Raw genomic sequence first — 23594 nt, 5'->3', positions numbered from 1 at the left:
CTGCACCACAACAAATTTGACCCCTGGTTTGCATCGGCACATCCCGTCATCCTGTCACCGGCCCGTCACCGGTCAACGATGCAAAGTAAGCAAACGTTACGAACCGAGAGAGTGACTTGCATTGGTGTTTGGCGAATGAGTTTGGTGTCCGGGTTTGGTAAATGACTGGTACGGCGTTCTGATTGATCCCACGGCTTTATTTTGCTGAAAATCCCGGCGGATTTTCTCCTACGAACTGGCTGACCGCTGCTACTGGCAAAGAACACCCCGCTTGCTAGCCCCGCCTGAATTACCCGAATTAATTGTTCCGCAACGCCCGGCGTCGCCTGGTAGTCCTGTCCGCTAGGAGTTTTTGCATGAATCGTTTTCCTCACCTGCGACCACGCGTGTCTGTGCCTCACCTGCTTTCCCGTTTGCAACGCCGGTTGGGGTTCACTCTGACTTTGCTCGCTCTCGGCGTGGGCGGCGCTGTTTGGCAAACACACCAGGCAGCGGCGATGGAAACACAAGTGTCAGGTTTCCTGGCGCGCATAGGGACGGCCTTTGGCTTGGCCGCCCCGGTACAAGGCGGCGTGGGGGCGCGCACGATCATTTCGACGATTGCGGGCGGCGGCTTTTCCAACAACGTGCCGCCGCGCGAGGCGCCGATGGTTTACCCTTCGGCCACGGCACTCGACCCGTTGGGGCGCGGCTTTTATGTGGTGGACGAAGTCAACAATTCCAGCCTGTTGCGCTTCGTCAATACCACCGCCAACGCGGTCACACTGGCGGGCGCGACGATTCCGCCGGGACAAATCGGCTTGGTCGCGGGCAGCGGCGCGGTACCGGAACTCGGCATGGCGCGCGAAGTGGATTTATCGCTGGTGACGGGCCTGGTCGTAGACCCGTCGGGCAATGCTGTTTACATCTGCACGCCGCTGGTCAATGCGATTCGCGTGATCAACGTCGGCACGCAAAGTCTCACCTTTTTTGGCGCGACGACCGCGCCGGGCATGATCGGCCAGGTTTTTTCCATCGCGCGGCCCGAACTGCGGGCGCTGGCCTTCAAACCGCAAACGCGCGATTTCTTTTATGTCAGCACGCTGACCATCAATTCGACCACCAAAGTGATCTGGCGTCTGGATGGCGCGACCGGGCAGGAAAGCGTGTATGCCGGGGGCGGCGAACCGGGCACGGGCAATGGCGACAATGGCGCGGCGACCGAAGCGCGTATCGTCAGCCCCTTGGGCATGATCATTGACAGTGCGGGCAATTTGCTGATTGCCGAGGGTGGCGACGCGCGGCGCAATCCGGGCGCGGTGCGCAAAATTGATGGCGCGGGCACGATCACTTCCATCGCCTCGCGGCTGGATTTCCCGACGGGGCTGACGCTCGCGCCCAACGGGACGATTTATGTGGCGCTCGGCAATCGCCAGCAATACGCGCGGGTGGATGCCAACGGCACCGTGACCGCCGTGGTGGGTGACAACAGCGCCACGGTTTGCGATCAGCTCAACCGGCCCACCTGCGGCGATGGCGGCTTGGCGCTCGCGGCCAACATCACCTTGCCGAGCAGCACCGATCAGCGCAGCGTGCCGTTTGCCGCCGATGCCAACGGCTTGTTCATTCCCGACTTTCTGTTCCGGCGGGCGCGCTATGCCAATTTGAGCAATGCATCCGTCACCGTCGCGGGCGTCAGCATCGGCGCCAAGCAAATCAACACCGTGGTTGGCAACGGACAGGAAGGGCCGTATGACAACATCCCGGCGACGAGTTCGGAATTGCAAGGCTCCACCGGCATTGCCGTAGACACGCAAGGCAATCTGTTTATCGCCGACACGACGCCGTCGCCGATCAGCCTGCTGCGTTATGTCAATCGCGGCACGACGCCTGTCACGCTGTTTGGCGGCACGGCCTGGGAACGCACGGTACAACCCGGCCACATCGTCACGCTCAACAACAACGCCACCATCCAGCGCAATGACGACCGCATCATCACGGCGAGTTTCGAATCGCCGCAAGGTCTGTTTGCGGTCAGCAATGGTTTGTACATCGTGGATTCGCAATACGGCGCGCTGATCAAACCGCCCAACACCGTCAGCGGACGCCGCAGCGGCCACATCCGCTTTCTGAACACCTCGAACGCCGAGGTCACGCTTTTCCCCAACAACCCTGCCAACAGCATCAGCGTGCCGCCCGGTCAGATCAAAGACCTGGTTGGCGTCAACGATGTCGTGCCCAATTCCGGTTACGGCACGAACGGCAACATCGGCGATGGCGGCCCGGCCAGTCGCGCGGTCATCTTCCCCACCGATGTCGCGGTCACCGCGCAAGGCAACATTTACATCGCCGATCAGGGCAGCAACCGCATCCGCATTGTGGATGGCGCGACCGGCGTAATTCAAAGTTTGCGCGTGCCGGGCGCGGATGGTGACACGCCCTTCGCGACTAACGGCGCAACTGGCATTGCCTTTGATTCGCAAGGTCGTTTGCTGATTGCCGACACCAAGGCCAATCGCGTCTTGCGCCAGTCGGGGGCGACGTTTGTCGCCATCGCCGATCAGCCGCGCGGCATCAATCGTCCGCGCGATGTCATCACCGATAGCGCCGGGAATATTTACGTCACGAACTCAGGCACGAATCAGATCATGCGCATCGTTGCGCCCACCGATGCCCTGGGCACGGTCAGCCTGATGGCGGGCACGGGCGAGCGCGGGTTTGGCGGCGATGGCGGCGCGGCCAATCGGGCGCGCATGGATTTTCCGAATCCGACCGGCAACTTCGATATTCAATACACGGTCAGCTTGCTGGCGCTGCCTGACAATTCGCTGCTGTTCACCGACACCAACAACAACCGCATTCGCAGATTGGTGCAAACGCCGAATCAACCACCCGTGCTGGCGGCCATCAGCAACGTCACGCTCAATGAAGGCCAGACGCAAACGGTGAACATCAGCGCCACCGATGGCAACAACGATCCGCTCACGCTGACGATCAATAACAAACCAAGTTTTGCTACGTTTACACCCGCCAACAATGGCACGGCCAGCTTGCAACTCGCGCCCGGTTTCAGCGATGCGGGCGTCTATCAAATTTCCATCGTCGCCAATGATGGCGACGCCACCGACACCAAAAGCTTCACGGTGACGGTCAGCGATGTGAATCGCGCGCCGACGGTGAGCGCACAACCTCTCGGCTCGCCACTCGAAGCCAATTCGCCCGCGGGTCGCCAAGTCACTTTGGTTGGCACGGCCACTGACCCCGATGGCGACCCGGTCACATACCAATGGTTCGACGGCGCAACGCGCATCGCCACGACGGCGACGGCCAATGTCACGCTCGCTTTCGGTTCGCACAGCATCACGTTGCGCGCGACCGACGCCAAAGACGCCAGCGCCACGACCACGCCGCAAACCGTCGTCGTGCAAGATACCGCGCCGCCGGTCTTCGCCAACGTTCCGGCGGATGTGACGACAGCCGCGACTTCGGCCAGCGGCGCAACCGTGACGTTCACCTTGCCGACCGCCACTGACGCAGTGGACGGCCCGGTCACGGTCACGGCTGATCCGCCTTCGGGTGCGCTCTTCACGCTCGGCACCACCGTCGTCAATTTCACCGCGAAAGATGCGCGCAACAATATTGGGCGCGCTTCGTTTCGCATCACGGTCAATCAGGGCGGCGGCGGCCCTGCACCTGAAGCGGTGTTTGGCAACATCACGACGCTGGCGGGCAACGGCAATTCCGGCTCCAGCGGCGACAACGGCCCGGCGACGAACGCCACCTTGCGCGAAGCGCGCGCCTTGCGCGTGGATCGCAACAACAATGTTTTGTTTGTGGATGGCCTGAGCCGCAACGTGCGCGCGGTGAATCCGCAAGGCGTCATCCGCTCGGTTGCGGGCAATGGCGCGAACGCCAACACGGGTGATGGCAATCTGGGCATCTATGCCAGCTTTGGCGCGCCGGGCGGCGTGGCGGTGGACGCGCAGGGAAATCTGTATGTGTCTGACGCCAGCTTCCACCGCGTGCGGCGCGTTACCGCCAGCGACGGACGCATCGCGCATTTCGCCGGTTCGCCGACGGGCGTCTCGGGTTCGCAAGGCGATAACGGCGCGGCCACGGCGGCACGGCTGACGCGCCCCACGGCCATCGCGCTGGATGCGCAAGGCAATGTTTACATCGCAGATTCCGGCAATCACCGCATTCGTCGCGTAGACCTCAGCACCAACACGATCACGACTTATGCGGGCAACGGCTCCGCAAGTTTCAGTGGCGATGGTGGCGCGGCAACGCTGGCAAGCATGAACAATCCGACCGGCTTGGCCTTCGACGCGCAAGGCAATCTCTTTATCGCCGACCGCAACAACCAGCGCATTCGCCGCGTGGATGCCGTGACCAAAAACATCAGCACCATCGCAGGCACGGGCGCGCAAGATTTCAGCGGCGATGACGGCCCGGCGAATAATGCCGTGCTGAACAATCCCAGCGATGTCGCAGTGGATGGCAATAACAATCTTTACCTCGTCGAGCAGGGCAACCACCGCGTGCGCCGCGTCAACGCGGGCAGCCAAGTGATCAAGACCGTCGCGGGCACAGGCGCGCAAGGCTTCGCTGGTGATGGCGGCCCGGCCTTGCAGGCGCAATTCAGCATGCCGTCCAGCCTGGCGTTTGATGCGCTGGGCAATCTGTATGTCGGCGACAGCGCCAACTCGCGTGTGCGCCGCATCGCCAATAACAACGCCCAGCCGGGCAATCGCGCGCCGGTCTTCACCTCGAACATCGGCAATCAAACGCTGGTCAAAGGCCAAACGCTGGAACTGGCTGTCAGCGCCAGCGACGAAGACAACGACAGCGTGGGCTTCACGTTGCAGAACGCGCCCGCCTTCGCCACGCTCATCAACGTCAATCCGCCGCAACGCACGGCGACCTTGCGGCTCGCACCGACTGAAACGGGCACGTTCAACAACCTGCAAATTCAGGCCAGCGACGGCAAGGGCGGCCTCACCAACAGCGCGGCATTCAACGTCACGGTCACCGAACCTTCGCCCAACAACCGCCCACCGACGGCCAATGCCAACGCAGTGGCTTCGCCGCTTGAAGCGGCTTCAGCGGCGGGCGGACAGGTCGCCCTCAGTGGCAGCGGCAGCGACCCTGACGGCGACCCCATTACGTTCGCGTGGTTCGACGGCAACACGCCAATCGCCACGAGCGCGACGGCCACGGTGATTTTGGGTATTGGCACGCACAGCCTGCGCCTCGCGGTTTCGGACAATCGAGGTGGCACGACTTCCACACCCGCGCAAACGGTCGTCGTGCAAGACACCACGCCGCCCACGCTCACCAACGTTCCGGCGGATGTCACGACGCCAGCCGCTTCAGCGAGCGGTGCGAATGTGACATTCCTTTTGCCGACCGCGACCGATTTGGTGGACGGCAATGTCGCCGTCACGGCGGAGCCAACGTCTGGCGCGCTGTTCCCGGTAGGCACGACGACGGTCAATTTCACGGCCCGCGATGCGCGCGGCAATGTCGGGCGCGCTTCGTTCCGCATCACGGTCACGCCCAGCGGCGGCATGGGCGGCGGTGTTACAGCGTTTACCATCTCCACTGTTGCGGGCAATGGCGCGTATGGTTTCAGCGGCGATGGCGATTTGGCCGTTACGGCAGCACTGCGTTCGACGACGGCGCTCAGCTTTGACAAAGACGGGCAGTTGCTGATCGTGGACGCGCAGAGCCGCAACGTGCGCCGCGTCTTCCTGGCGGGCGCAACGCCGGGCGTTATTCGCACGGCGGCAGGCAATGGCGCGAATGCCAACAGCGGTGACAATGGCCCGGCGATTTATGCCAGCTTTGGCGCGACGGGCGGCGCGGCCGTGGCTGTGAATACGCAAGATGCCCAGGGCAATATCTATGTTTCCGATTCCGTCTTTCATCGCGTGCGCAAGATCGGCGCTGACGGACGCATCGCGCATTTCGCCGGTTCGTTGAATGGCGTGGGCGGCAGCGTCGGCGATTTCGGCTCGGCGACTTCGGCGCGCTTGAATCGGCCCGGCGCGTTGGCGGTGGACGCCCAGAACAACGTTTATATCGCGGACATGGCGAATCAGCGCATACGCCGTGTGGATGCCGCAACGGGCCTCATCACGACTTACGCGGGCAATGGCGGCGCGGGCTTCGGCGGCGACAACGGCCCGGCCAACCAAGCCACCTTGAATAATCCGACCGGCTTGGCCTTTGATGCGCAAGGCAATTTGTATATCGCCGACCGGGGCAATCAGCGCATACGCCGCGTGGATGCCGTTAGCAAAACCATCACGACCGCGGCGGGCGACGGCACGCAAAATTTCGGCGGCGAAGACGGCCCAGCGACCAACGCGCAGTTCAACAATCCGTCCGACATCGGCGTGGATGGCAACGGCAATTTGTACATCGTGGATCAAGGCAACCACCGCGTGCGCCGCGTGGATGGCGCGAGCCGCCTGATCAAAACCATCGCGGGCAATGGCGTGGCGGGGTTTGACGGTGATGGCGGCGCGGCAGCACAAGCCAAGCTGAACCTGCCCTCCAGCGTGACGGTGGCGGCGGATGGCAGTGTCTTCATCGGCGATGCGGGCAATCTGCGCGTGCGCAAACTGACGCCCGCTGGCCCCGCCAATCGCGCGCCCGTCATCACCACGACGTTGGGCGAGCAAACCCTGACGCGCGGCCAAACGCTGGATGTGCCGCTCAGCGCCACCGATGAAGACGGCGACCCGGTGACGTTCACGCTGCTCAACGCGCCCGGCTTCGCCAGCATCGTCAACGCCAATCCGGCGCAACGCACGGCTACATTGCGGCTCACGCCCACGACGGCGGGGATGTTCGACAACGTGCGCGTGCAGGCCGAAGACAGCAAAGGCGGCAAGACGCCCAGCGCCGCCTTTACGATCAAGGTCAACGAAGCGTCGTCGTGTGCGGCGAACGTCCCGGCTGAACGTTGGAAAGGCGAGTACTTCAGCAACCGTTTGTTGCAGGGCACGCCGGTGCTGGTGCGCGATGACGGCGCGGGCAATCTCAACTTCAGTTTTGGATTGGAAAGCCCCAGTGCGGCCTGCAACGTGCCGGTAGACAATTTCTCGATTCGCTGGACGCGCGCGGTCAATTTCGACGCCGGTGTTTATCGCTTTGCCGTGACGGGCGATGACGGCGTGCGTTTGTATGTGGACGATGTCATTCGCCTTGACCAATGGAAGGATCAATCCGAAACCAGTTTCACCGCAGATGTGCAATTGAGTGCGGGCCTGCATACCTTGCGGTTTGAGCATTACGACGCGGGCGGTTTGGCAGCCGCGCGTCTCTCGTGGGCGCCGGTCACCGTGGGCAATCACGCGCCTGTGATCGAAACCATTCCCAACCAAACGGTCGTGCGCGGGCAAACCATCGAAGTCGAAATCCGCGCCACCGATGCTGACGGCGACCCGGTCACGTTTGCGCTGGAAAATGCGCCCGCGTTCATCACGCTAACCAAAGCCAATTCGGCCCAGCGCACGGCAACCTTGCATATCGCACCGCCGGCGGGCGACAACACCGCGCTATACACCTTGCGCATCAACGCCAATGATGGACGCGGCGGCGTCAGCACCAGCAATCCATTTACGCTCACGGTGGCTGATAATTTGAATAATCAACCGCCCGTGGCCGTGGCCAACCGGCTGCCTGACACGCTGATTGCCAATGAAAGCGGTCAGGCTTCTGTGCAATTGGACGGCTCTGCTTCGAGTGATCCGGAGGGCGATCAACTCAGCTTCACCTGGCTGGATCGCGGGACAGCGATTGCCAGCGGCGCGGTTGCCGAGGTGCGCTTGCCGCTGGGCGAACATCTGTTGGCGTTGCGCGTCAGCGATGGCCGTGGCGGCGTCAGCACCACCAACGCGCAGAAGCTGACGGTGCTGGCCAACAACGCGGCCAGCCTGAGCGTCACATCCGTTTCGCCCTCGATGGGGAAAGCGGGGAAAACGGTGACCATCACCCTCTCCGGCACAGGTTTCGTGCCGGGCACACAAGTGCAATTGAGCGGCGGCGGCATCACCACCGCGACAACCTATTTGAATTCCACACAACTCAATGTGCGCGTGGTGATCTCCACAGCGGCATTGACCAACTTGCGCAATCTCATCATCACCAATCCGAGCGGCGAAACGCTTGTCAAAGCCAACGCCTTTGCGGTTAGCCCCTAAAGCGTTGATCGCTTTTTTTCCTTGAGCGCCGAAGGTTCATCACTGCCGCAATCGCCGCAGCTTTGAACTTTCGGCGTTTGCTTTTAGACTGGCGCGCGTGAACAACGAAATCCCCGTTATCATTCTGTTGGCCGTTTTTACGGGCGTTCTGGCTTGGATGGCGCATTGGCTTATCGGCGTGGCAAGACGCCGTTTACAGCGACGTTTTGCGCTGTTGGAAACACAGCCGGATGAACCAAACTCATTACGAGACTTTTTGCTTGAATGGGGCGGCAACGCGTTGCGCACCACCGTCTGGGTGCTCTATGCGCTCTTTATCATTTTCCTATTGCCACAAACACGCTCGCGTATCGAGACGCTCAGTGAACGCCTGGAATTGATCCGCGCGCACGCCGGCACTTGGCTCTTCGATACGGGCGTGAACCTCGCCATTGATGTGGTGGCGACGATTTTCCTGGCCCGCTTCGCCACCGCGCTCATTCGCACAGGTTTCAAGCTCTTTGAACGCCGCGCCATCGAACGCGGTGAAACGACCGCCAACCGCCGTGCGCAAACGCTCTCGGCCATCTTTCGCGGCGTGGCGCAAACCGTCATTTTCTTCATTGGCCTGCTGGCGGTCTTGCAACACCTGGATGTCAACGTCACGCCCATTCTCGCCAGCGCCGGGGTTATCGGCATTGCCGTCGGCTTTGGCGCGCAAAGCCTGATCAAGGATTTTTTTGCTGGCTTTATGATTCTGTTGGAAGACCAATATAACGTCGGCGATACGATCAAGGTTGGCGAAACGAGCGGCACGGTCGAACGGCTGACGCTGCGCATGACGCTGGTGCGCGCGCTGGATGGGTCGCTGACAACGATTCCGAACGGCACGATTGCGACGGTCTCGAACTTCTCAAAGGATTGGTCCCGCGCGGTGCTCGATTTTGAAGTTGATTACACCGAGGACATTGACCGCGCGATGAAAGCGATGCTCGCCACCGCCCACCAGATGCGCACGGAGCGCCCCACTGATCTCATTGAAGAACCCCTCATGCTGGGCGTCGAACGGCTCACCCACACCAGCATCGGATTGCGCCTGACCGCCAAAACCGCCGCCAACAAACAAGCCGAAATCGCCCGCGAATTGCGCCGCCGCATCAAACTCGCGTTTGACGAACTGGACATCAAAGCACCCACCCGCGAGCAATTCGTGCTGGCGCCGGGCAAAGAAGAAACACCTGTAGGCGATAAAAAGCGTCCCGCGTGACCGGCGGGTCAACGTTTGAGCAATGCGCGCACCTGCTTCAAATCATCCCACGCCTCACGCTTCTTTTCGGCCACGCGTAACAGATAGGCGGGGTTGAAAGTCGGCAGGACAGGAACTTCAAACGCATTGAGCCGCAGCGTGAATTGGCGACCGCGCAATTCCGAAATGGTCTTTTTCGAGCGGATCAAGGTTTGCGCCGCCAACGCGCCAAACGCCACGATCAACCGCGGGCGCACGACTAAAATCTGGCGCAGCAAAAAGGGCCGGCAATCTTCGATCTCTTCCACAGAAAATTTGCGCTGCCCCGGCGGAATGCGCTTGATGACATTGCACACATAACATTCCACGCGCGCCACATTGATGGCGGCCAGCATCTTGTTCAGCAACACGCCCGCCTGTCCCTGAAACGGCAACCCCGTCGCCGCATCGTCTACGCCGGGGCCTTCGCCGATCAACATCAATTCAGCCTTGGCGTCGCCTTCGCCAAAGACGAGCGGCCAGTTGTTTTGACACGCGCCGCACACCTGGCTCTGTTGCACGTCAGCCAGGATTTGCGCCAACGAATCGTCGGCTGGAACAGTCACTTCTTCCACGTACAAGGCCGCGTCCAAATCGTCGAATAAAGCCGTATTCATAGGCACTTTCTCTCCTTTTCCAGCAGCCGAAGCAACGTCCAACCCTCAACTTGACAGCCCGAAACCCAGCGGCTAAGATCACGCACGTTTTCGGGCCAGTAGCTCAGCTGGGAGAGCGCCGCGTTCGCAATGCGGAGGTCAGGAGTTCGATCCTCCTCTGGTCCATCAAAACTAGAAACGGCAGGATCAGATGGCCTGCCGTTTCTGTTTTGTAACCATCACTCCTCGGCGATTACATCTTCCCCACTCCATATCGGCTCTGCGCCGCAGCATGTTTCAGATCCTCGTCTTTGCCGTACCACACAACTTCGCCGGAAAGCGCCTTGAGAAACTCGACCAAATCCTGTTTTTCCTGAGTCGTCAGGCCCAACGGTTTGATCTTCGCCGACAGCCATTTGTTTTCGCGACAGCCTTTGTCATAAAACTCAATGACCTCTTCCAGTGTTTTCAGCGAACCGTCATTCATATACGGCGCGGTATTCGCGATCTCGCGCAAGGTCGGCGTTTTGAACGCGCCTTGTTGCCCGTCCAGTTTGCTGATTGCATACCGGCCCAAATCGGGCTTTTTCGCATTCACGCCCAACCCCAAGTTGTGATAGCTCTCATCCGTGAAATTGAAACCCACGTGGCAACTCGCACAATTGGCTTTGCCCAGAAACAGATGATAGCCCCGTTGCGCCGACTCGCTCATTGCCGACGAGTCCTTTAATTGCGTGAAGCGATCATACGGGCTATTGCCCGACATAATGCTCCGCTCAAAACTGGCGAGGGCACGGCTAATTGTGATGTCATTGATGGCCCCGCCTTCCGCCAGGAAAGCAGCCTTGAACGCCGCCACATAGCTGGCATCTTTTTCCAACCGGCTGACCACGCTTTTCATGTTCGGGCGGGCCATCTCGATTGGATTCATAATTGGCCCCAACGCCTGCACTTCCAACGAAGCGGCACGCCCGTCCCAAAACTGTTTGCGACTGAACGCGCGATTGATGAGGGCAGGTGCCTGGCGGCCACCCTTTTGCCCATGCACGCCCAGCGAGAACTGCCGCGGATCAGCAAAACCTTTTTCAGGAAGATGACACGACGCACACGACAGCGTGTTGTTGCTTGAAAGCGCCTTGTCAAAATAGAGCCGCCTGCCCAGCTTGAGCTTCGCTTCGGTTAAAGGATTTTCCTGTGGCACAGAGTAAGAAGCGGCTTCCAAATCCAACCCTAGCGGAACTTTTAACTGATACGCCGCTGCACCAGGCTTCAATGTTTCTACAGCCGGTTGTTTATGAGCGGTACAAGCCACCAAAGCGGCAGTCATTAACACCAAAGTTGCCAGCTTTTCTCTCATTCTTAACCCAGTCAGCTATTCATTGTTTCGCGCTCAAAGAAATTTAGCGAAACCAGCCTGCGGTCACTGCCAGCCCTACTTATTGCGCGCGGAAACAAGCCTTGGGCAATTTCTACTGCCTGTTATTAGTGAAGTCAACCACCCCCCGTAGCGCACGAAAGCCGGTTGACAGACATTGGCGCGTATTGTATTTTCACGCTTCCTAAATCGGATGAGGTTATGCTCCTCAGTAGCTCAATGGCAGAGCACCCGGCTGTTAACCGGGGGGTTGTAGGTTCGAGTCCTACCTGAGGAGCCAATTATTGCAAGCACTTACAAAGGCCGCACACGCGGCCTTTTGCTTTTACTTCCACACTTACTTCCACAATCCGAACGGCCGTTGATTTATGCATTCAATCCTGGGTCAATCTCAGGCGCCCGCCTTGCCGCTGGAAATTGATTGGCAATTATTTTGCGCTTTGCCGGTGGCGGAAGGTTCGTTGATGACCATATCGCTCGACTAGACTCGATACGAATTCGTCAAACTCCTCAATCCGACTCAACCGTTGCAAGAGGCGGCGCACGATGGGCAGCAACTTGAAAGCTTGTTGGGCGGAGTAGCCGTCTTTGCGGTCGCAGGCCCGTCGAATCAAGCGTTGATAAACAATCAAAGACTCTGCCGGATACTGGCGGGCACGCATTGAGGTCAATCTCAGCCATAACGCATCGCTGCAACCACCGGCCTGAGCTGCCTGCCAGGCCGCTTCGAGGTTTCCCGCCGCCAAGCAGTTTTGCACAAGGTCGCTATTTCCTGCGCTCTTCTCGCTGCCTTCAGTTGGCAAGGTCGCCTGGTCAGAATGGCTGGCTTGCGGAGTTGGCATTTGCAAACTTTGTGCGAGCCAAACCCGTTGGCGTCGTTGCACCAGATTTAATTTTGCGTCTTCGAGCGTGGCAAGTGTTGCCCAAAATTCTTTGCTTTGCTTTTGATAGGCCGCAGCCCAGTCGTTGCCAAAAACTTCTGCATTCAGCCTGGCTAGCTTTTCGCCAAACGGAGTTAGCGCAATACCCTCGCCAACCAGACCGAGTTGCAGTTTGAGCAAGCGCCGCGCGCGTGTTGCTAGCGAGATGGCGTCTCTTTGACATACGATTTGGTGAAACTGGCAGAGCATGTCTTCCAGGCGCGCAAGTTCAACCAGGTTTACATTCGGCAAGCGCTGGGCTTCGGCCTGCATCAGCAGAGATTGCTCGATCAATTTGAGGGCTGTGCGCAACTGGCCCTGATCGAGCAACTTCTCGAGTGTGACCTGCACGCATTGAAGCCAGTCAGCATTGGCCTTTGTTGCGTGCTCCAAACTCATTAGGGTGTGAATGACGAATTCCAGCAAGCGGTTTCCGTCTTTTAAGGGCGGCCCGTTGTGACGGTGCAACCAAGCCAGCCCCAATGCCACGGCGTGCTTGCAAAGACCGCGGCCTTTTCCAATCGGACAATCGCATTCGGCATGCCAACTGTTATCGCAGCAAGCCAGCGTCACACGATATGGCCTTTCGCCGAACACCCAAGCACGCGATTGCTCGTTCGATAGCAGCAGCGCGATCACATGCCCTTGTTCAAAATATGTCTGTCCACGGTTGAAAACACGCGGCCCAGCCAAGGCGAGCAAGTCAGTCTGATCGAAGGTTGTTGAATCGGTTCTCGCGGATTGGGTAGTTGATGGTAAATCACCTCGGTCAAAAGTCGTAGCACCGCTTTGGCAGCGGCGTCTCAGATGGTTTTGACGTTTTGACACTGACATTACTTGAAGAGGTATTCGGCCATCCCAAAGCCTTTCGAATTGGCTTCGCCAAAGCCGCAATCCCAACCGAGACGAATCAGTTCCGCGCTGCCGCTGACGGTGAAATTACCGAGGTAACAGTGATGATTCGTTTCCCGATACTGCACCAATTGAGATTTGGGCGGGCCGTCGAATTGAAAGTGTAATTCGCTATTTGCAGGCTCGGCGCCAGTCAGCGCCTGATATTTTCTGATGAGGTTGGCGCGAATTTGCCCGGCAAAGCGGCGGTCATCAGCACGCAGATGTTGTTTCGTCCGGCTGCCATCCGCGCGGCTCTCATCTACACTCACGAACAAGGGCGATAAGGTTTTGAAATGTGCTGCGCGGCGCATCTGCGGCGCACGGAGTTCGATAATCTCTGTAACCTCGAATTCACAACCGCCAGCTTTATCGCCGATGCGAATTGTCCCTTGTGAAATCAAGCCGCTGGCAAACAACTGCATCAGTTCGTCCAGCGGCGAAGCGACTTTCCAATCTACCGGACGCGGGCTGAGCCATTGCCTGCCATTGGCGATACGTTTGCCAGACTGTTCGAGGCGGGAAAACACAAAAAACTTGAAGCGTTTGTGTTCGGGGCTGCGGGGTTCTTTGTTGGGTACGTGCGCGGCAAAGCCTTCTTCGTGCAAAAACTCGGCGTAATCCGGCGCGACGCTGGCGACAGACCGATAGATCACTCCGGCTAAGGGGTAATTATCCAACGGCAAAGAAGCGGGGTTGCTGAGTGGCAGCAAGCGAATCAATAAACGCATATGTGTGACCTGTTAGCTGATTTCGTAAGGTTGTTAAGCACGTAACAGTTACCACCACGAATAAGCGCCACCATCGGCCAAGCCCGCGTTGGCACTGACGAGCGGCAATGCTACTGAGACTTTTCTGGTCGGTCAACGCGTGGAAGCGTTTAGCCAAGTAATAACGTGCCGTATACATAAATCGTTTCAATCCCAAGCTGATCCTATCGAATATCGAATACCTCAACGTATGAAAAAGGTCGTCATGCGAATCAAGGGTTAAAGCAGAGCAAATAGAAGGCTGCCGTCAGTTTTCCATGGCAGTGAACTCGCAAGCCTTCACTGGAACGAACCTTGACAGCATTCTGAATGCCGGTTTTCTCCACCAGCCAATTGAAGATTGATTCGATTGGCTGGCGCATGGCGGAAACGAAACGCGACCATAACCCGCTTTGGCCGACGTGATAGACGGCCTGACCTTTCTCTTTCTTGTCTGGCGTACAAATCGTCGTGCCGTGCGCGCTGCCAGTGCCTGCTTGGTCGCCTGATCGGGGTAGGCTTTGTCGCCAAATAAGGTGCCCGGCAAGGGCACAAGGACTGCTTCTTTTGCTGGCAGTTCCATTTGGGACAGCAACTCGCCGAGCAGCACTGGCCACACGTCCTCCAGCAGATTGCGCCGGTGATTGAAAGCTTGATAACTGGGCAGGTGCGGAAACCAAGCGCTCCAATGCTGCTTGATATAGACATGGATGGCTTTGATTTTGAAGCGCTCTTGCAAATGTCCAAACAGGTAGATGGTCATCGCTTCCTGGTCCGTAAAGACTGGTTCGGTCGTGTTCTTGCTCCAACGTTGATACTTCAGCGTCGGATGCTTATCGTAGACGGCGCAAACTCACAGATAGAGTTGTATGAGTTGATTTTCTGGTTTCACAACCCAACTCTACAACGTCTGTTGGGTTTGCGCCCTTACCCTTGATTCGCATTTACAGATTCGATTGGACGCCGCCTGTCTTACAGCAGTTTCGACTTGGATGTTCAGGCAGAATCAACCTCGGGGAGCAGCGGGCGCACGGGGAAAACAAGGTCAGTCTGCTCCCGTGTTCCCAGTCCTCCGTGGTTCGTCTCTTCTGCCTGAACACTCAAACCGAAAACGCTGTAAGTGGCACCAAGACCGTAACGATCAACGTCGGGGCAGCCTGCACCACTGCTCCGACGGGTTTGGTAAGTTGGTATCGCGGTGAAGGCAATGCCAACGACGTCTTGAACGCGCATCCCGGCACGTTGCGGAATGGCGTCACGTTCAACACTAGCCGCGTCGGACAGGCGTTTACCTTCGATGGTGTGGACGATGCTATCGAGTTGGGCGCGTGGTTCAATCTGCCGACGTTCACGCTGGCGCTGTGGGTCAAACCGGGCGCGACGCAAACCGCCTACGCCAACATCATTGACAACAACCACACCGACAACCGCGCCTGGGTGCTGCAACAAAATGGCGGCACGTTGAACCAATACATCTGGGGCGTAGCAGGAATCCAGCCCGTCATTACGTTCAATTTGACCGCCGATGTTTGGCAATACGTGGCGCTGACGCTGGATGCGAATCGCGTCACGCGTGTGTATGTGAACGGCGTGGAAGTCGGCCCGGCCAGCGGCACACAAGCGCCTGTTTACGATGGCACACAATTCCTGCGCTTAGGCGCGTGGGGCGGCGGCGGGCGTAACTGGCGTGGGCAATTGGATGAAGTGGGCATTTACAATCGGGCGCTTACGACCGGCGAGGTACTGGCGCTGTTTAATGCGGGCAGCACTGGTAAATGTCGTATTCATCGGTATAGATCAGCGTTCCCGCCGCGATTGTCGCTGTGTGGACGGGCTTGATCGTGCGTTGTTTGACATCGGGCAACATCTGAATAGCGACTTGACCGTCGCGTTGCACTAACCCTCGCGCGGGCGGTTTTTCTTTCGCTAGCGTGCCGCGTCCGCGTTCCCCTTTCAACCGTCGGCGGCGTCCGGTGCGACCTTTTTTTGACGGCCAGCGGATGTCCTTTGTGGCCCGCGACGATGTACACCTCGTCGCTTTCGACTTCGCCCGTCAAGACGGGCGCGGGTTTGCGCTCGACCACATCACTGCGCAACTGCGTCGTCATCTGCTGGACGTCATCCTTGTCGAGGTCCAGTTCCTGTGCGATCTGTAGGTTCGATAAGTTGAGTCCCATCAGATAGAGACACAACACCCACTTGCGTAAAGGTTGATGATGGCCGGCAAAAACGGTGTTGGTCAGATCATCGAAGTCGCGCTTACAAGCCTTGCAATGATAGCGTTGCCGCTCCTGCCGACGTTGGTTGATGGAAGCCGCGTTTTTTTACACGGTCAGACTTACACCATGCACACCGAATCCCGTCCGGCCAGCGCAGTTGGCGCACGCTCTCGTAACATTTCTCATCGTCTATCAGGTTATCGATTCGCAGCATAAACACAGTATGCTGATCTTGATTTCTTTCTCAAAGAGCATGGAAAGGAGCCGGGATTCGGCTCCTAGAAACAGCTATTGAGCCAAAAATCTAAGCTGCTGAGCCGAAGAAGTTGGTTGACAGAATCCGGCGCGGTTGGGTAAGCATTGCCAATGCATTTGCACACCGCGCCGCCCAACGCCGACGAAATCGGCTATGTTCTCAAAAGCTATCCTCGCACGTCAGAAACGTTCATCGCGAATGAAATTTACCTGCTCGAACGATTGGGTCTAAACCTGCGGCTCTTTTCCATCCTCGACTTAGCCGACCCGCAGCGCCACGCCGTGGTCGAGGCAACGCGCGCGCCCATTCACTATTTGCCGCAACTCAGTTCGCTTAGCGAAGTGCCCTTTCCCGCTTGGCTGCGGTTGAATGCGCCGCAGTTTTTTGCCAGCCATTGGCCGCTCTTCAAAGCGCGCCCAGTGGCGTATGTGCAAACGCTGCTGACTGCTGTGCAACGCGCCTTCAAACATCGCCAAGGTTCCTGGCGGCAACCCGCAACCAGTTTTTTCAAGGAGTTTTTGCAGGCCGGTTTTATCGCGCAACAAGTCCTGGCGCAGGGCACGCTGCGCCATCTGCATGCGCATTTCTGCCATACCGCAACGACCGTCACGATGTTCGCCAGCCAGCTTTGCGGCGTGCCGTTCAGCTTCACCGCGCACGCCAAAGACATTTATGTGCAGGCGCTCAACCCCGGCGATCTCTTGCCAACAAAACTACGTCGGGCAAAATTCGCGGTGACTTGCACACAAGCGAATCGGACGCACTTGAAAGCGTTGGGCGTCACCGAGACGCCCATTTACACCGTCTATCATGGGCTGGATACGCGGCAATTCGCGCCGCGTGCGGCAACGACGGAGGAACCGGAGATACCGGTCGTGCTGACGGTGGGCCGCGTGGTCGAGAAGAAAGGCTTTCCCTTTCTCATCGAAGCTTGCCGTTTGTTGAAAGCGCGGGGGCTGCGCTTTCAATGTCGGTTCATCAGCGGCGCGGGCGTGCGCGAACAGGAAATCACGGCGCTGATTCATGAATTGGGTTTAGACGACACGGTGCTGATGCAACCTGCCGTCACGCAAGAGACCTTGCGGCAGATTTATCAGCAGGCGACCCTTTTCGCCTTGCCCTGCCAAATCGCCGAGAATAACGACCGCGACGGCATCCCCAACGTACTGGTCGAAGCAATGGCCTCAGGCTTGCCGGTGGTTTCGACCGGCATTTCGGGCATTCCCGAATTGATCGAACACGGCGTCAGCGGCTGGCTGGTGCCGCCCAAAGATGCACGAGCGTTGGCGGACGCCATCGTCACGTTGCTGGCCGCGCCCGAATTGCGGCAACGGCTGGGACAAGCCGCGCGCGCGAAGGTTTGTCGTTTGTTTGAGGCTGAAGCGAATGTGCGCACGTTGCAACAATTGTTTTTGGACTGTTTGAAATCAGTAGAAGAGCGCGGCCAAACCGCTTCGTTATGAAAAAGCGCGTCCTATTTTATTGCCAGTCCTTGCTGGGCATCGGACATTTGATCCGCAGCCGCGAATTGCTGTTTGCGTTGCGCGATTTCGATATCTGTTTTCTGTATGGCGGCGAAGCCGTGCCCGGCTTTCACTGGCCCGCCTGGGTGGAAGTCATTTACCTGCCCGCGCTGCGCTCTGACGCCGCGTTTGAACAGTTGTTTGTGGTGGACGGCCAAGCCAGCCTCGGCGAAGTCAAAGCACGGCGCAAAGAATTATTGCAAGCCACGTTTGAGCGTTTCGCCCCGGACATTTTGCTGATCGAACTGTTCCCGTTTGGCCGCAAGAAATTCAAGTTTGAGTTACTGCCCCTGCTGGCCCAGGCCCGCGCCACCTACCCCGCCACCAAAATCGTGTGCAGCCTGCGCGACATTCTGGTGCACCGGCCCGACCAGGCGCGTTACGAAGCGGATGTCTGCGCCTTACTGAAGCAGTATTTCGATCTGCTGCTGGTTCACGCCGACCCGCATTTACAACGCCTGGAAGAAACCTTCGGCAGTGTGGCGCAACTGGCTTGCCCGCTTCGTTACACCGGCTATGTCGCGCAACCCGCTCCCGCCCGAGCGCCTGCGCAGGTTACAACTGAACCCTTGATCGTGGTCAGCATCGGCGGCGGGCGCGTGGGGCACGAGTTAATCGCTTGCGCCTTGGCGGCAGCGCCGCACTTGGCCCAGCCGCAGCGCTGGCAAATTTTCACCGGCCCGCACATGCCCGACGAACAGTTCGACCAATTGCGGCAACAGGCCGCCGGACGCCCCGACGTCACGCTGGAACGCCACACCACGGAGTTTCCGGCCTGGCTGCAACAGGCCGCTCTCTCCATCAGCATGGCGGGTTACAACACGTGCATGGACTTGGTGTCGGCACAGGTGCGCGCGCTGGTCTACCCTTTCAACGAACACGACAATCACGAGCAAACCTTGCGCGCGCGCAAGCTGGCCGCGTGGGGCTACGTCAAGGTGCTGGAACCGGCGCAACTGACGCCGGAATATCTGGCGTCAGCGATCACGCGCAGTCTTGCGCAGCCACTCTCCGTGCCCACCATGCCGCTCGATTTGCAAGGCGCGCCCAAAACGGCGGCCTTATTGGCGGCCTTGCTGGCGGGTGAATTGCACGCCGCAGCCGAAACAAATTATTAATGAATCCATTCGTTGCCCAATTGGAAAGCGCCTTGCAACAGCGCGCCCGGCGTGACGCACCGTTACGTCTGTTCTTTCGCGATGATGATGTGGATGAGGATGAACCCTCGCTGCACCGCCTGCTCAACCTGTTTCAGCACGCCGAAACGCCGCTCAATCTGGGCGTCATTCCAGGGCGACTGACCGAAGCGGGCCTTGCCTTGCTCACAACCTTTCAACAGCGCCAGCCGCAATTGATCGAATTGAACCAGCACGGCTGGCTGCACACGAATCACGAACGCACCGGCAAGAAATGCGAATTCGGCCCCGGCCGTAGTTTTGACGAACAGCTTGCCGACATCGCCGCTGGGCAAGCGCGGATGAACACGGCGTTTGGGTCGGCGTGGTTCCCGGTGTTTATTCCGCCCTGGAATCGTTGCACGGAAGCGACGGCGCAGGCGCTAGAGGCGCTGGACTTCCGCGTACTTTCACGCGATCACGGACACCTGACGTTTGCGGGTGCGCGCTTCAGCGAATTGCCGGGCACGCTCGATCTGTACCAATGGCGCGGCGGCGCGGCACTGCGACCGCTTGAAGAACTGGCGCGCGAGTTGATTCAGCAAGTCGAACAGGCCAATACCATCGGCATGCTGTTGCACCACAAGGTTATGAGCGACGAAGCGCTTGCGCTGTTGGGCGAGTTGCTGCGGCTGTTCCAGCAAACGCCCATTGTCGAGTGCCACACCTTCCAGAGCCTCTTAACGCACACGCACTGATGGCAACCAACACTGAAACCCGAGCCGATTTCCGCGCGTTGTTGCGCCGCTTCCTGCATAAAGTGCGTGGAAAAATCCTGCTCGCGTTGCTGTGCATGGTTGGATACGCCGCGATGGAGTTGCTGTCGCCCTGGCCGCTCAAGCTCATCTTCGATCACATCCTGCTCGAAAAGCCGCTGCCCCATTCGCTGGCTTGGCTGAGCGCGGTGCTGCAAAGCGGCAAGACGCTGGCGACGCTGATCGTGTCATCAGGTATTCTGGCCATCGCACTGCTGAGCGGCGTGTTCGCTTATTTCCAGCAGGCATTGACCTCGTACATTGGTTATCAATTGATTTACATGCTACGCAGCGAATTGTTCGCCCACTTGCAACAGCTTTCTCTTTCCTATCACAACCGCACACGCACGGGCGAATTGCTCAGCAAGGTCACGGGCGAGACCGAAGCCTTCAAAGATGTCTTTGTCGAAGCTGTGCTCACCTCTGTGGCGCAAGTGCTGACAGTCGCGGGCATGTTCGCCATTATGTTTATGCTCGACTGGCGCTTGAGTTTGGTCGTGCTCGCCACGTTCCCGCTGCTCTATTTCTCGCTCGCGCGCATTTACCGGCAGATCAAAATCGCTACGCGCCAGCAACGCCAACGCGAAGGACTAATTGCCGCGCGGATGAACGAAGTGCTCAGTTCGGTACGGCTGGTGAAAGCCTACGGCCGCGAACTTTACGAACAGGAACGCTTTGACCAAGCCAGCAGCCTGACCACTGCCGAGGGGATCAAGCTGGAACGCATGGCGGCGGCGGCTTCGCGCACTGTCGAATTGATCAAGGCGGCGGGACTGTGGGCCACGGTGCTTTATGGCGCGCTGCTCGTGCTGGATGGACGCCTGACGCCCGGCACGGTGCTGATCTTCATCGCGTATCTCAACGACATGTACAAACCGCTGCGCAATCTGGCGAAGACTTCGACGCGGCTGTCACGCGCCATCGTCAGCATGCAACGCATCGGCGAGATTCTGGCTACTGAGCCAGAACAGTGGAATGAAACCGTTACGCAGGTGGCGGCGCACTTGAGTGGCGAAATCGTTTTTGACCGCGTCTCGTTTGATTACGGTGACGGCAAGCAAGTGCTGCAAGAGGTTTCATTCAACATCGCGCCCGGACAACGTGTCGCGCTGGTCGGGTCTTCCGGCTCTGGCAAATCCACCATTGCCAATTTGATTTTGCGGTTCTATCACGCCACCCACGGCGCGGTTTGCCTGGATGGCCTCAACATCGAAGAATACCCGCGCGACTTCCTGCGCCACGAGATCGGCGTCGTCCTGCAAGACGCGCTGCTCTTCGGCGCTTCGATCCGCGAAAACATCGCCTACGGCAAACCCGACGCCACCCCAGCCGAGATCGAAGCCGCCGCCCGCGAGGCCCACGCGCACGAATTCATCAGCGCCTTGCCGGAAGGCTACGACACCATCATCGGCGAGCGCGGCAGCACGCTCTCGGGCGGCCAGCGTCAGCGCCTCTGCCTGGCCCGCGCCATCATCAAACACTCGTCCGTGCTGATTCTGGATGAACCGACCTCTGCCGTAGACAGTGAGTCAGCGGCGCTCATTCACGAAGCCGTTGACCGCTTGCGCGCAGGCAAGACCACCCTCGTCATCGCCCACAACCTAACGGCGCTTGAGGGCTACGATCAGGTTCTCGTCTTGCGGCGCGGCAAGCTGGTCGAACAAGGCACGCACGCCGAATTGCTGGCACTGCACGGCGATTTTTATCGAATGTTTCAGCGGCGCGGGGTGAAGGAATCGCCGGGATCGTGAAAACACTGGATAAACTTGCCTGCATCAAGCCGAACGCTTAGCATTCCACTGCTCTTGCGTCATCATCAATCTTGGAGCGCATTCCTGGGAGCGCAGGCATCCCTGCCTGCTGAAAAAGAAGTCGCGCAGCATCCTTTTTCGGTTTTCGTAAGGTGTGGAAGTAGGGATAAGGAACGCTGCGCGGCATTTATTAAAGCAGGGAGGAATGCCTGCGCTCCCAGGTGAGTTCATGTTTGAGTTGAGCCTGCCATGAAAGTATGTCCGCAATGCCAACGTGACTATCCCAACGAACAGCGCTTCTGTTTGCAAGACGGCGCGTCGCTCGTGCTCAAAGACCCTTACGGGTTGGTGGGCCGTGTGCTCGCCGAAAAATACCGCATTGACGCGCTGGTCGGTATGGGCGGGATGGGTGCCGTTTATAGCGCGCATCACTTGCGGATTGATCGCAAAGTCGCCTTCAAGATGTTGCTGCCCAATCTGGCGCTGAGCAATGCTCAAGTCGTCCTGCTGTTTGAACGCGAAGCCCGCATGGCCGGGCAGCTTCAGCACGAGAATATCGCCACCGTCTATGACGCGGGCCGCACGCCGGATGACATCGCCTACCTGATTATGGAGTGGCTGGAAGGGACGACGCTCGCCGACGCGTTGGCCCGTCACGGCAAGCTCAGCCTGGAACACGCGGCGGGTGTGTTGCACCAAATCGCCGCCGCGCTGGATGCCGCGCACGCCAAACGCATCATTCACCGCGACCTGAAACCCGCCAATGTCATGCTCGTCAAAGGGCCAAACGGCCAGCCGCAGGTGAAGGTCCTGGACTTCGGCCTCGCCAAGGTCGTCAGCGAGACGACAGATGCGCCAGTCTCGGCGCTGATGGGGACGCCGCATTACGCCAGCCCGGAGCAGTTCCGGCTGGGCGCGCGGATTGACGGGCGGACGGACATCTACTCGCTGGGCGTGATGCTGTACGAAATGTTGGCTGGCACGTTGCCCTTCAACGCACCCACGATTCACGAATTGATGCGCTTCCAGCAAGCGGCCACACCACCACCGCTGCGCCAAGTGCGGCCCGATGTGCCGATGACGATTGAGCAGTTGGTGAGCCGGATGCTGGCGAAAGACCCGCAGCAACGGCCCGCGCGCGCAGGTGAAGTTGCGCGCTTGTTTGAAAGTGCGTTGCGTTCACCGGCAGCGGCGCAAGCGGAAGCGGGCAAGCTTGCCGTCAGCAGCGCGCCTACTGTCATAGATGAACAAGAGGCGCGGGCGACGCTGCTTCGTCCAGCGGCAACTAAAAGTAGCGTTTCGGAACCGACGCTAATTCAAAAGTCCGAAGAAAAGACGGCAGAGCGTAATCCGACCATTTTCCCTGTGCCCAAGAAGATGACTAGGCGTAAAAAATGGATGATCGCCGGTCTTACCGTCCTCACTATGATTGGAACAAGTGCTGCTTACTTGGCCTACCAGTATCTGCAAGTGCGGCGCAACAATACACCGCCAGCACAGTTGGTCTTATCACAACTGACTTTCGATCCAGGTTTGCAGGGGGAACCGACCTGGTCACCTGATGGGCGTTTCATTGCCTACAGTTCCAATCGCAGCGGTAACTTCGACATCTGGTTGCAACAGGTAGGTGGGGGCAATCCGGTTCAGGTTACGAAAGACCCAGCCCACGACTGGCAGCCCGAATTTTCGCCGGATGGATCTCGCATCGCCTTTCGCTCGGAGCGAGGTGAAGGAGGCTTGTATGTCATCCCGGCGCTGGGCGGGAATGAGTTGAAGATTTCCACTTGCAATACTGTGAACAGAAATCAGGCAGCTAAAGCGCCGTAAGTCCTGAGTTCTGCGTAAGCCGGGTGATTTTTCCAGCAAGTTAGGTCGTAAGCGTACTTGGCAGAAATCTCTGCCATAAAGTGTTCATTGAAAGCGATTTG

15 protein-coding genes, 2 tRNA genes and 1 pseudogene are annotated in these 23594 nt (G+C 58.7%); 11 read left to right on the top strand and 7 right to left on the bottom strand.

Going from position 1 to position 23594, the window contains the following annotated elements:
- Positions 1 to 497: 497 nt before the first annotated feature.
- Together HY011_13120 and HY011_13115 are read left to right on the top strand one after the other, a co-directional pair.
- The gene (locus HY011_13120) at positions 498 to 8192 is read left to right on the top strand and encodes an HYR domain-containing protein (protein MBI3423869.1); all 7695 of its coding nucleotides are present in this window, start codon (positions 498 to 500) and stop codon (positions 8190 to 8192) included.
- Positions 8193 to 8289: 97 nt separating this feature from the next.
- The gene (locus HY011_13115; protein ID MBI3423868.1) at positions 8290 to 9438 is read left to right on the top strand and encodes a mechanosensitive ion channel family protein; all 1149 of its coding nucleotides are present in this window, start codon (positions 8290 to 8292) and stop codon (positions 9436 to 9438) included.
- A gap of 8 nt (positions 9439 to 9446) precedes the next feature.
- Here the strand turns inward: HY011_13115 and HY011_13110 are convergent, their stop codons facing one another.
- A complete protein-coding gene (locus HY011_13110; GenBank protein MBI3423867.1) occupies positions 9447 to 10073 on the bottom strand; it encodes a uracil-DNA glycosylase in 627 nt (208 codons plus the stop codon).
- 92 nt (positions 10074 to 10165) lie between these two features.
- Here HY011_13110 and HY011_13105 point away from each other — a divergent pair.
- Positions 10166 to 10238: transfer RNA gene (locus HY011_13105), tRNA-Ala, on the top strand.
- 67 nt (positions 10239 to 10305) lie between these two features.
- Here HY011_13105 and HY011_13100 read toward each other — a convergent pair.
- Entirely contained in the window at positions 10306 to 11253 is a 948-nt protein-coding gene (locus tag HY011_13100; protein ID MBI3423866.1) for a c-type cytochrome, read from the bottom strand.
- A 379-nt stretch (positions 11254 to 11632) separates the two neighbouring features.
- Between HY011_13100 and HY011_13095 the strand changes: the two genes are divergently transcribed.
- Positions 11633 to 11707 (top strand) — tRNA-Asn (locus tag HY011_13095).
- Positions 11708 to 11855: 148 nt separating this feature from the next.
- On the opposite strand, the gene HY011_13090 is transcribed toward HY011_13095, so the two are convergent.
- From HY011_13090 to HY011_13080, 3 genes are all read right to left on the bottom strand, one after another.
- Complete coding sequence (locus tag HY011_13090) at positions 11856 to 13247, bottom strand: hypothetical protein (GenBank protein ID MBI3423865.1); 1392 nt, start codon at positions 13245 to 13247, stop codon at positions 11856 to 11858.
- Complete coding sequence (cas6, locus tag HY011_13085) at positions 13181 to 13969, bottom strand: CRISPR-associated endoribonuclease Cas6 (GenBank protein MBI3423864.1); 789 nt, start codon at positions 13967 to 13969, stop codon at positions 13181 to 13183. Before cas6 ends, HY011_13090 begins: the two co-directional genes overlap by 67 nt.
- A 286-nt stretch (positions 13970 to 14255) precedes the next feature.
- Positions 14256 to 14750: a hypothetical protein gene (locus HY011_13080; GenBank protein ID MBI3423863.1), complete on the bottom strand. Its 495-nt coding sequence runs from the start codon at positions 14748 to 14750 to the stop codon at positions 14256 to 14258.
- A gap of 311 nt (positions 14751 to 15061) precedes the next feature.
- Here HY011_13080 and HY011_13075 point away from each other — a divergent pair, with 311 nt between their 5' ends.
- The gene (locus HY011_13075) at positions 15062 to 15826 is read left to right on the top strand and encodes a LamG domain-containing protein (GenBank protein ID MBI3423862.1); all 765 of its coding nucleotides are present in this window, start codon (positions 15062 to 15064) and stop codon (positions 15824 to 15826) included.
- On the opposite strand, the gene HY011_13070 is transcribed toward HY011_13075, so the two are convergent.
- Positions 15741 to 15944: a transposase gene (locus tag HY011_13070; protein MBI3423861.1), complete on the bottom strand. Its 204-nt coding sequence runs from the start codon at positions 15942 to 15944 to the stop codon at positions 15741 to 15743. The genes HY011_13075 and HY011_13070 overlap by 86 nt on opposite strands.
- A gap of 16 nt (positions 15945 to 15960) precedes the next feature.
- Here HY011_13070 and HY011_13065 point away from each other — a divergent pair, with 16 nt between their 5' ends.
- Complete coding sequence (locus HY011_13065) at positions 15961 to 16143, top strand: hypothetical protein (GenBank protein MBI3423860.1); 183 nt, start codon at positions 15961 to 15963, stop codon at positions 16141 to 16143.
- On the opposite strand, the pseudogene HY011_13060 reads toward HY011_13065, so the two are convergent.
- Positions 16060 to 16420, bottom strand: a pseudogene (locus HY011_13060) (IS1 family transposase). The gene HY011_13065 and the pseudogene HY011_13060 overlap by 84 nt on opposite strands.
- Before the next feature lie 152 nt (positions 16421 to 16572).
- Between HY011_13060 and HY011_13055 the strand changes: the two are divergent.
- From HY011_13055 to HY011_13035, 5 genes are all read left to right on the top strand, one after another.
- Positions 16573 to 17925: a glycosyltransferase family 4 protein gene (locus HY011_13055; protein ID MBI3423859.1), complete on the top strand. Its 1353-nt coding sequence runs from the start codon at positions 16573 to 16575 to the stop codon at positions 17923 to 17925.
- Complete coding sequence (locus HY011_13050; protein ID MBI3423858.1) at positions 17922 to 19103, top strand: glycosyl transferase; 1182 nt, start codon at positions 17922 to 17924, stop codon at positions 19101 to 19103. Before HY011_13055 ends, HY011_13050 begins: the two co-directional genes overlap by 4 nt.
- Positions 19103 to 19858 carry a hypothetical protein gene (locus HY011_13045; GenBank protein ID MBI3423857.1) on the top strand — a complete coding sequence of 252 codons (756 nt, stop codon included), beginning with the start codon at positions 19103 to 19105 and terminating at the stop codon, positions 19856 to 19858. The genes HY011_13050 and HY011_13045 overlap by 1 nt, the downstream gene beginning before the upstream one ends.
- A complete protein-coding gene (locus HY011_13040; GenBank protein ID MBI3423856.1) occupies positions 19858 to 21666 on the top strand; it encodes an ABC transporter ATP-binding protein in 1809 nt (602 codons plus the stop codon). Before HY011_13045 ends, HY011_13040 begins: the two co-directional genes overlap by 1 nt.
- A 249-nt stretch (positions 21667 to 21915) precedes the next feature.
- Positions 21916 to 23493, top strand: a complete 1578-nt coding sequence (locus tag HY011_13035) for a protein kinase (protein MBI3423855.1) — start codon at positions 21916 to 21918, stop codon at positions 23491 to 23493.
- The last annotated feature ends 101 nt before the right edge of the window (positions 23494 to 23594 follow it).

Source organism: Acidobacteriota bacterium (genome assembly GCA_016196035.1).
GTDB lineage: Bacteria > Acidobacteriota > Blastocatellia > RBC074 > RBC074 > JACPYM01.
Note: the sequence above shows the minus strand (reverse complement) of the source record. Positions and strands in the feature narration are given on the sequence as shown.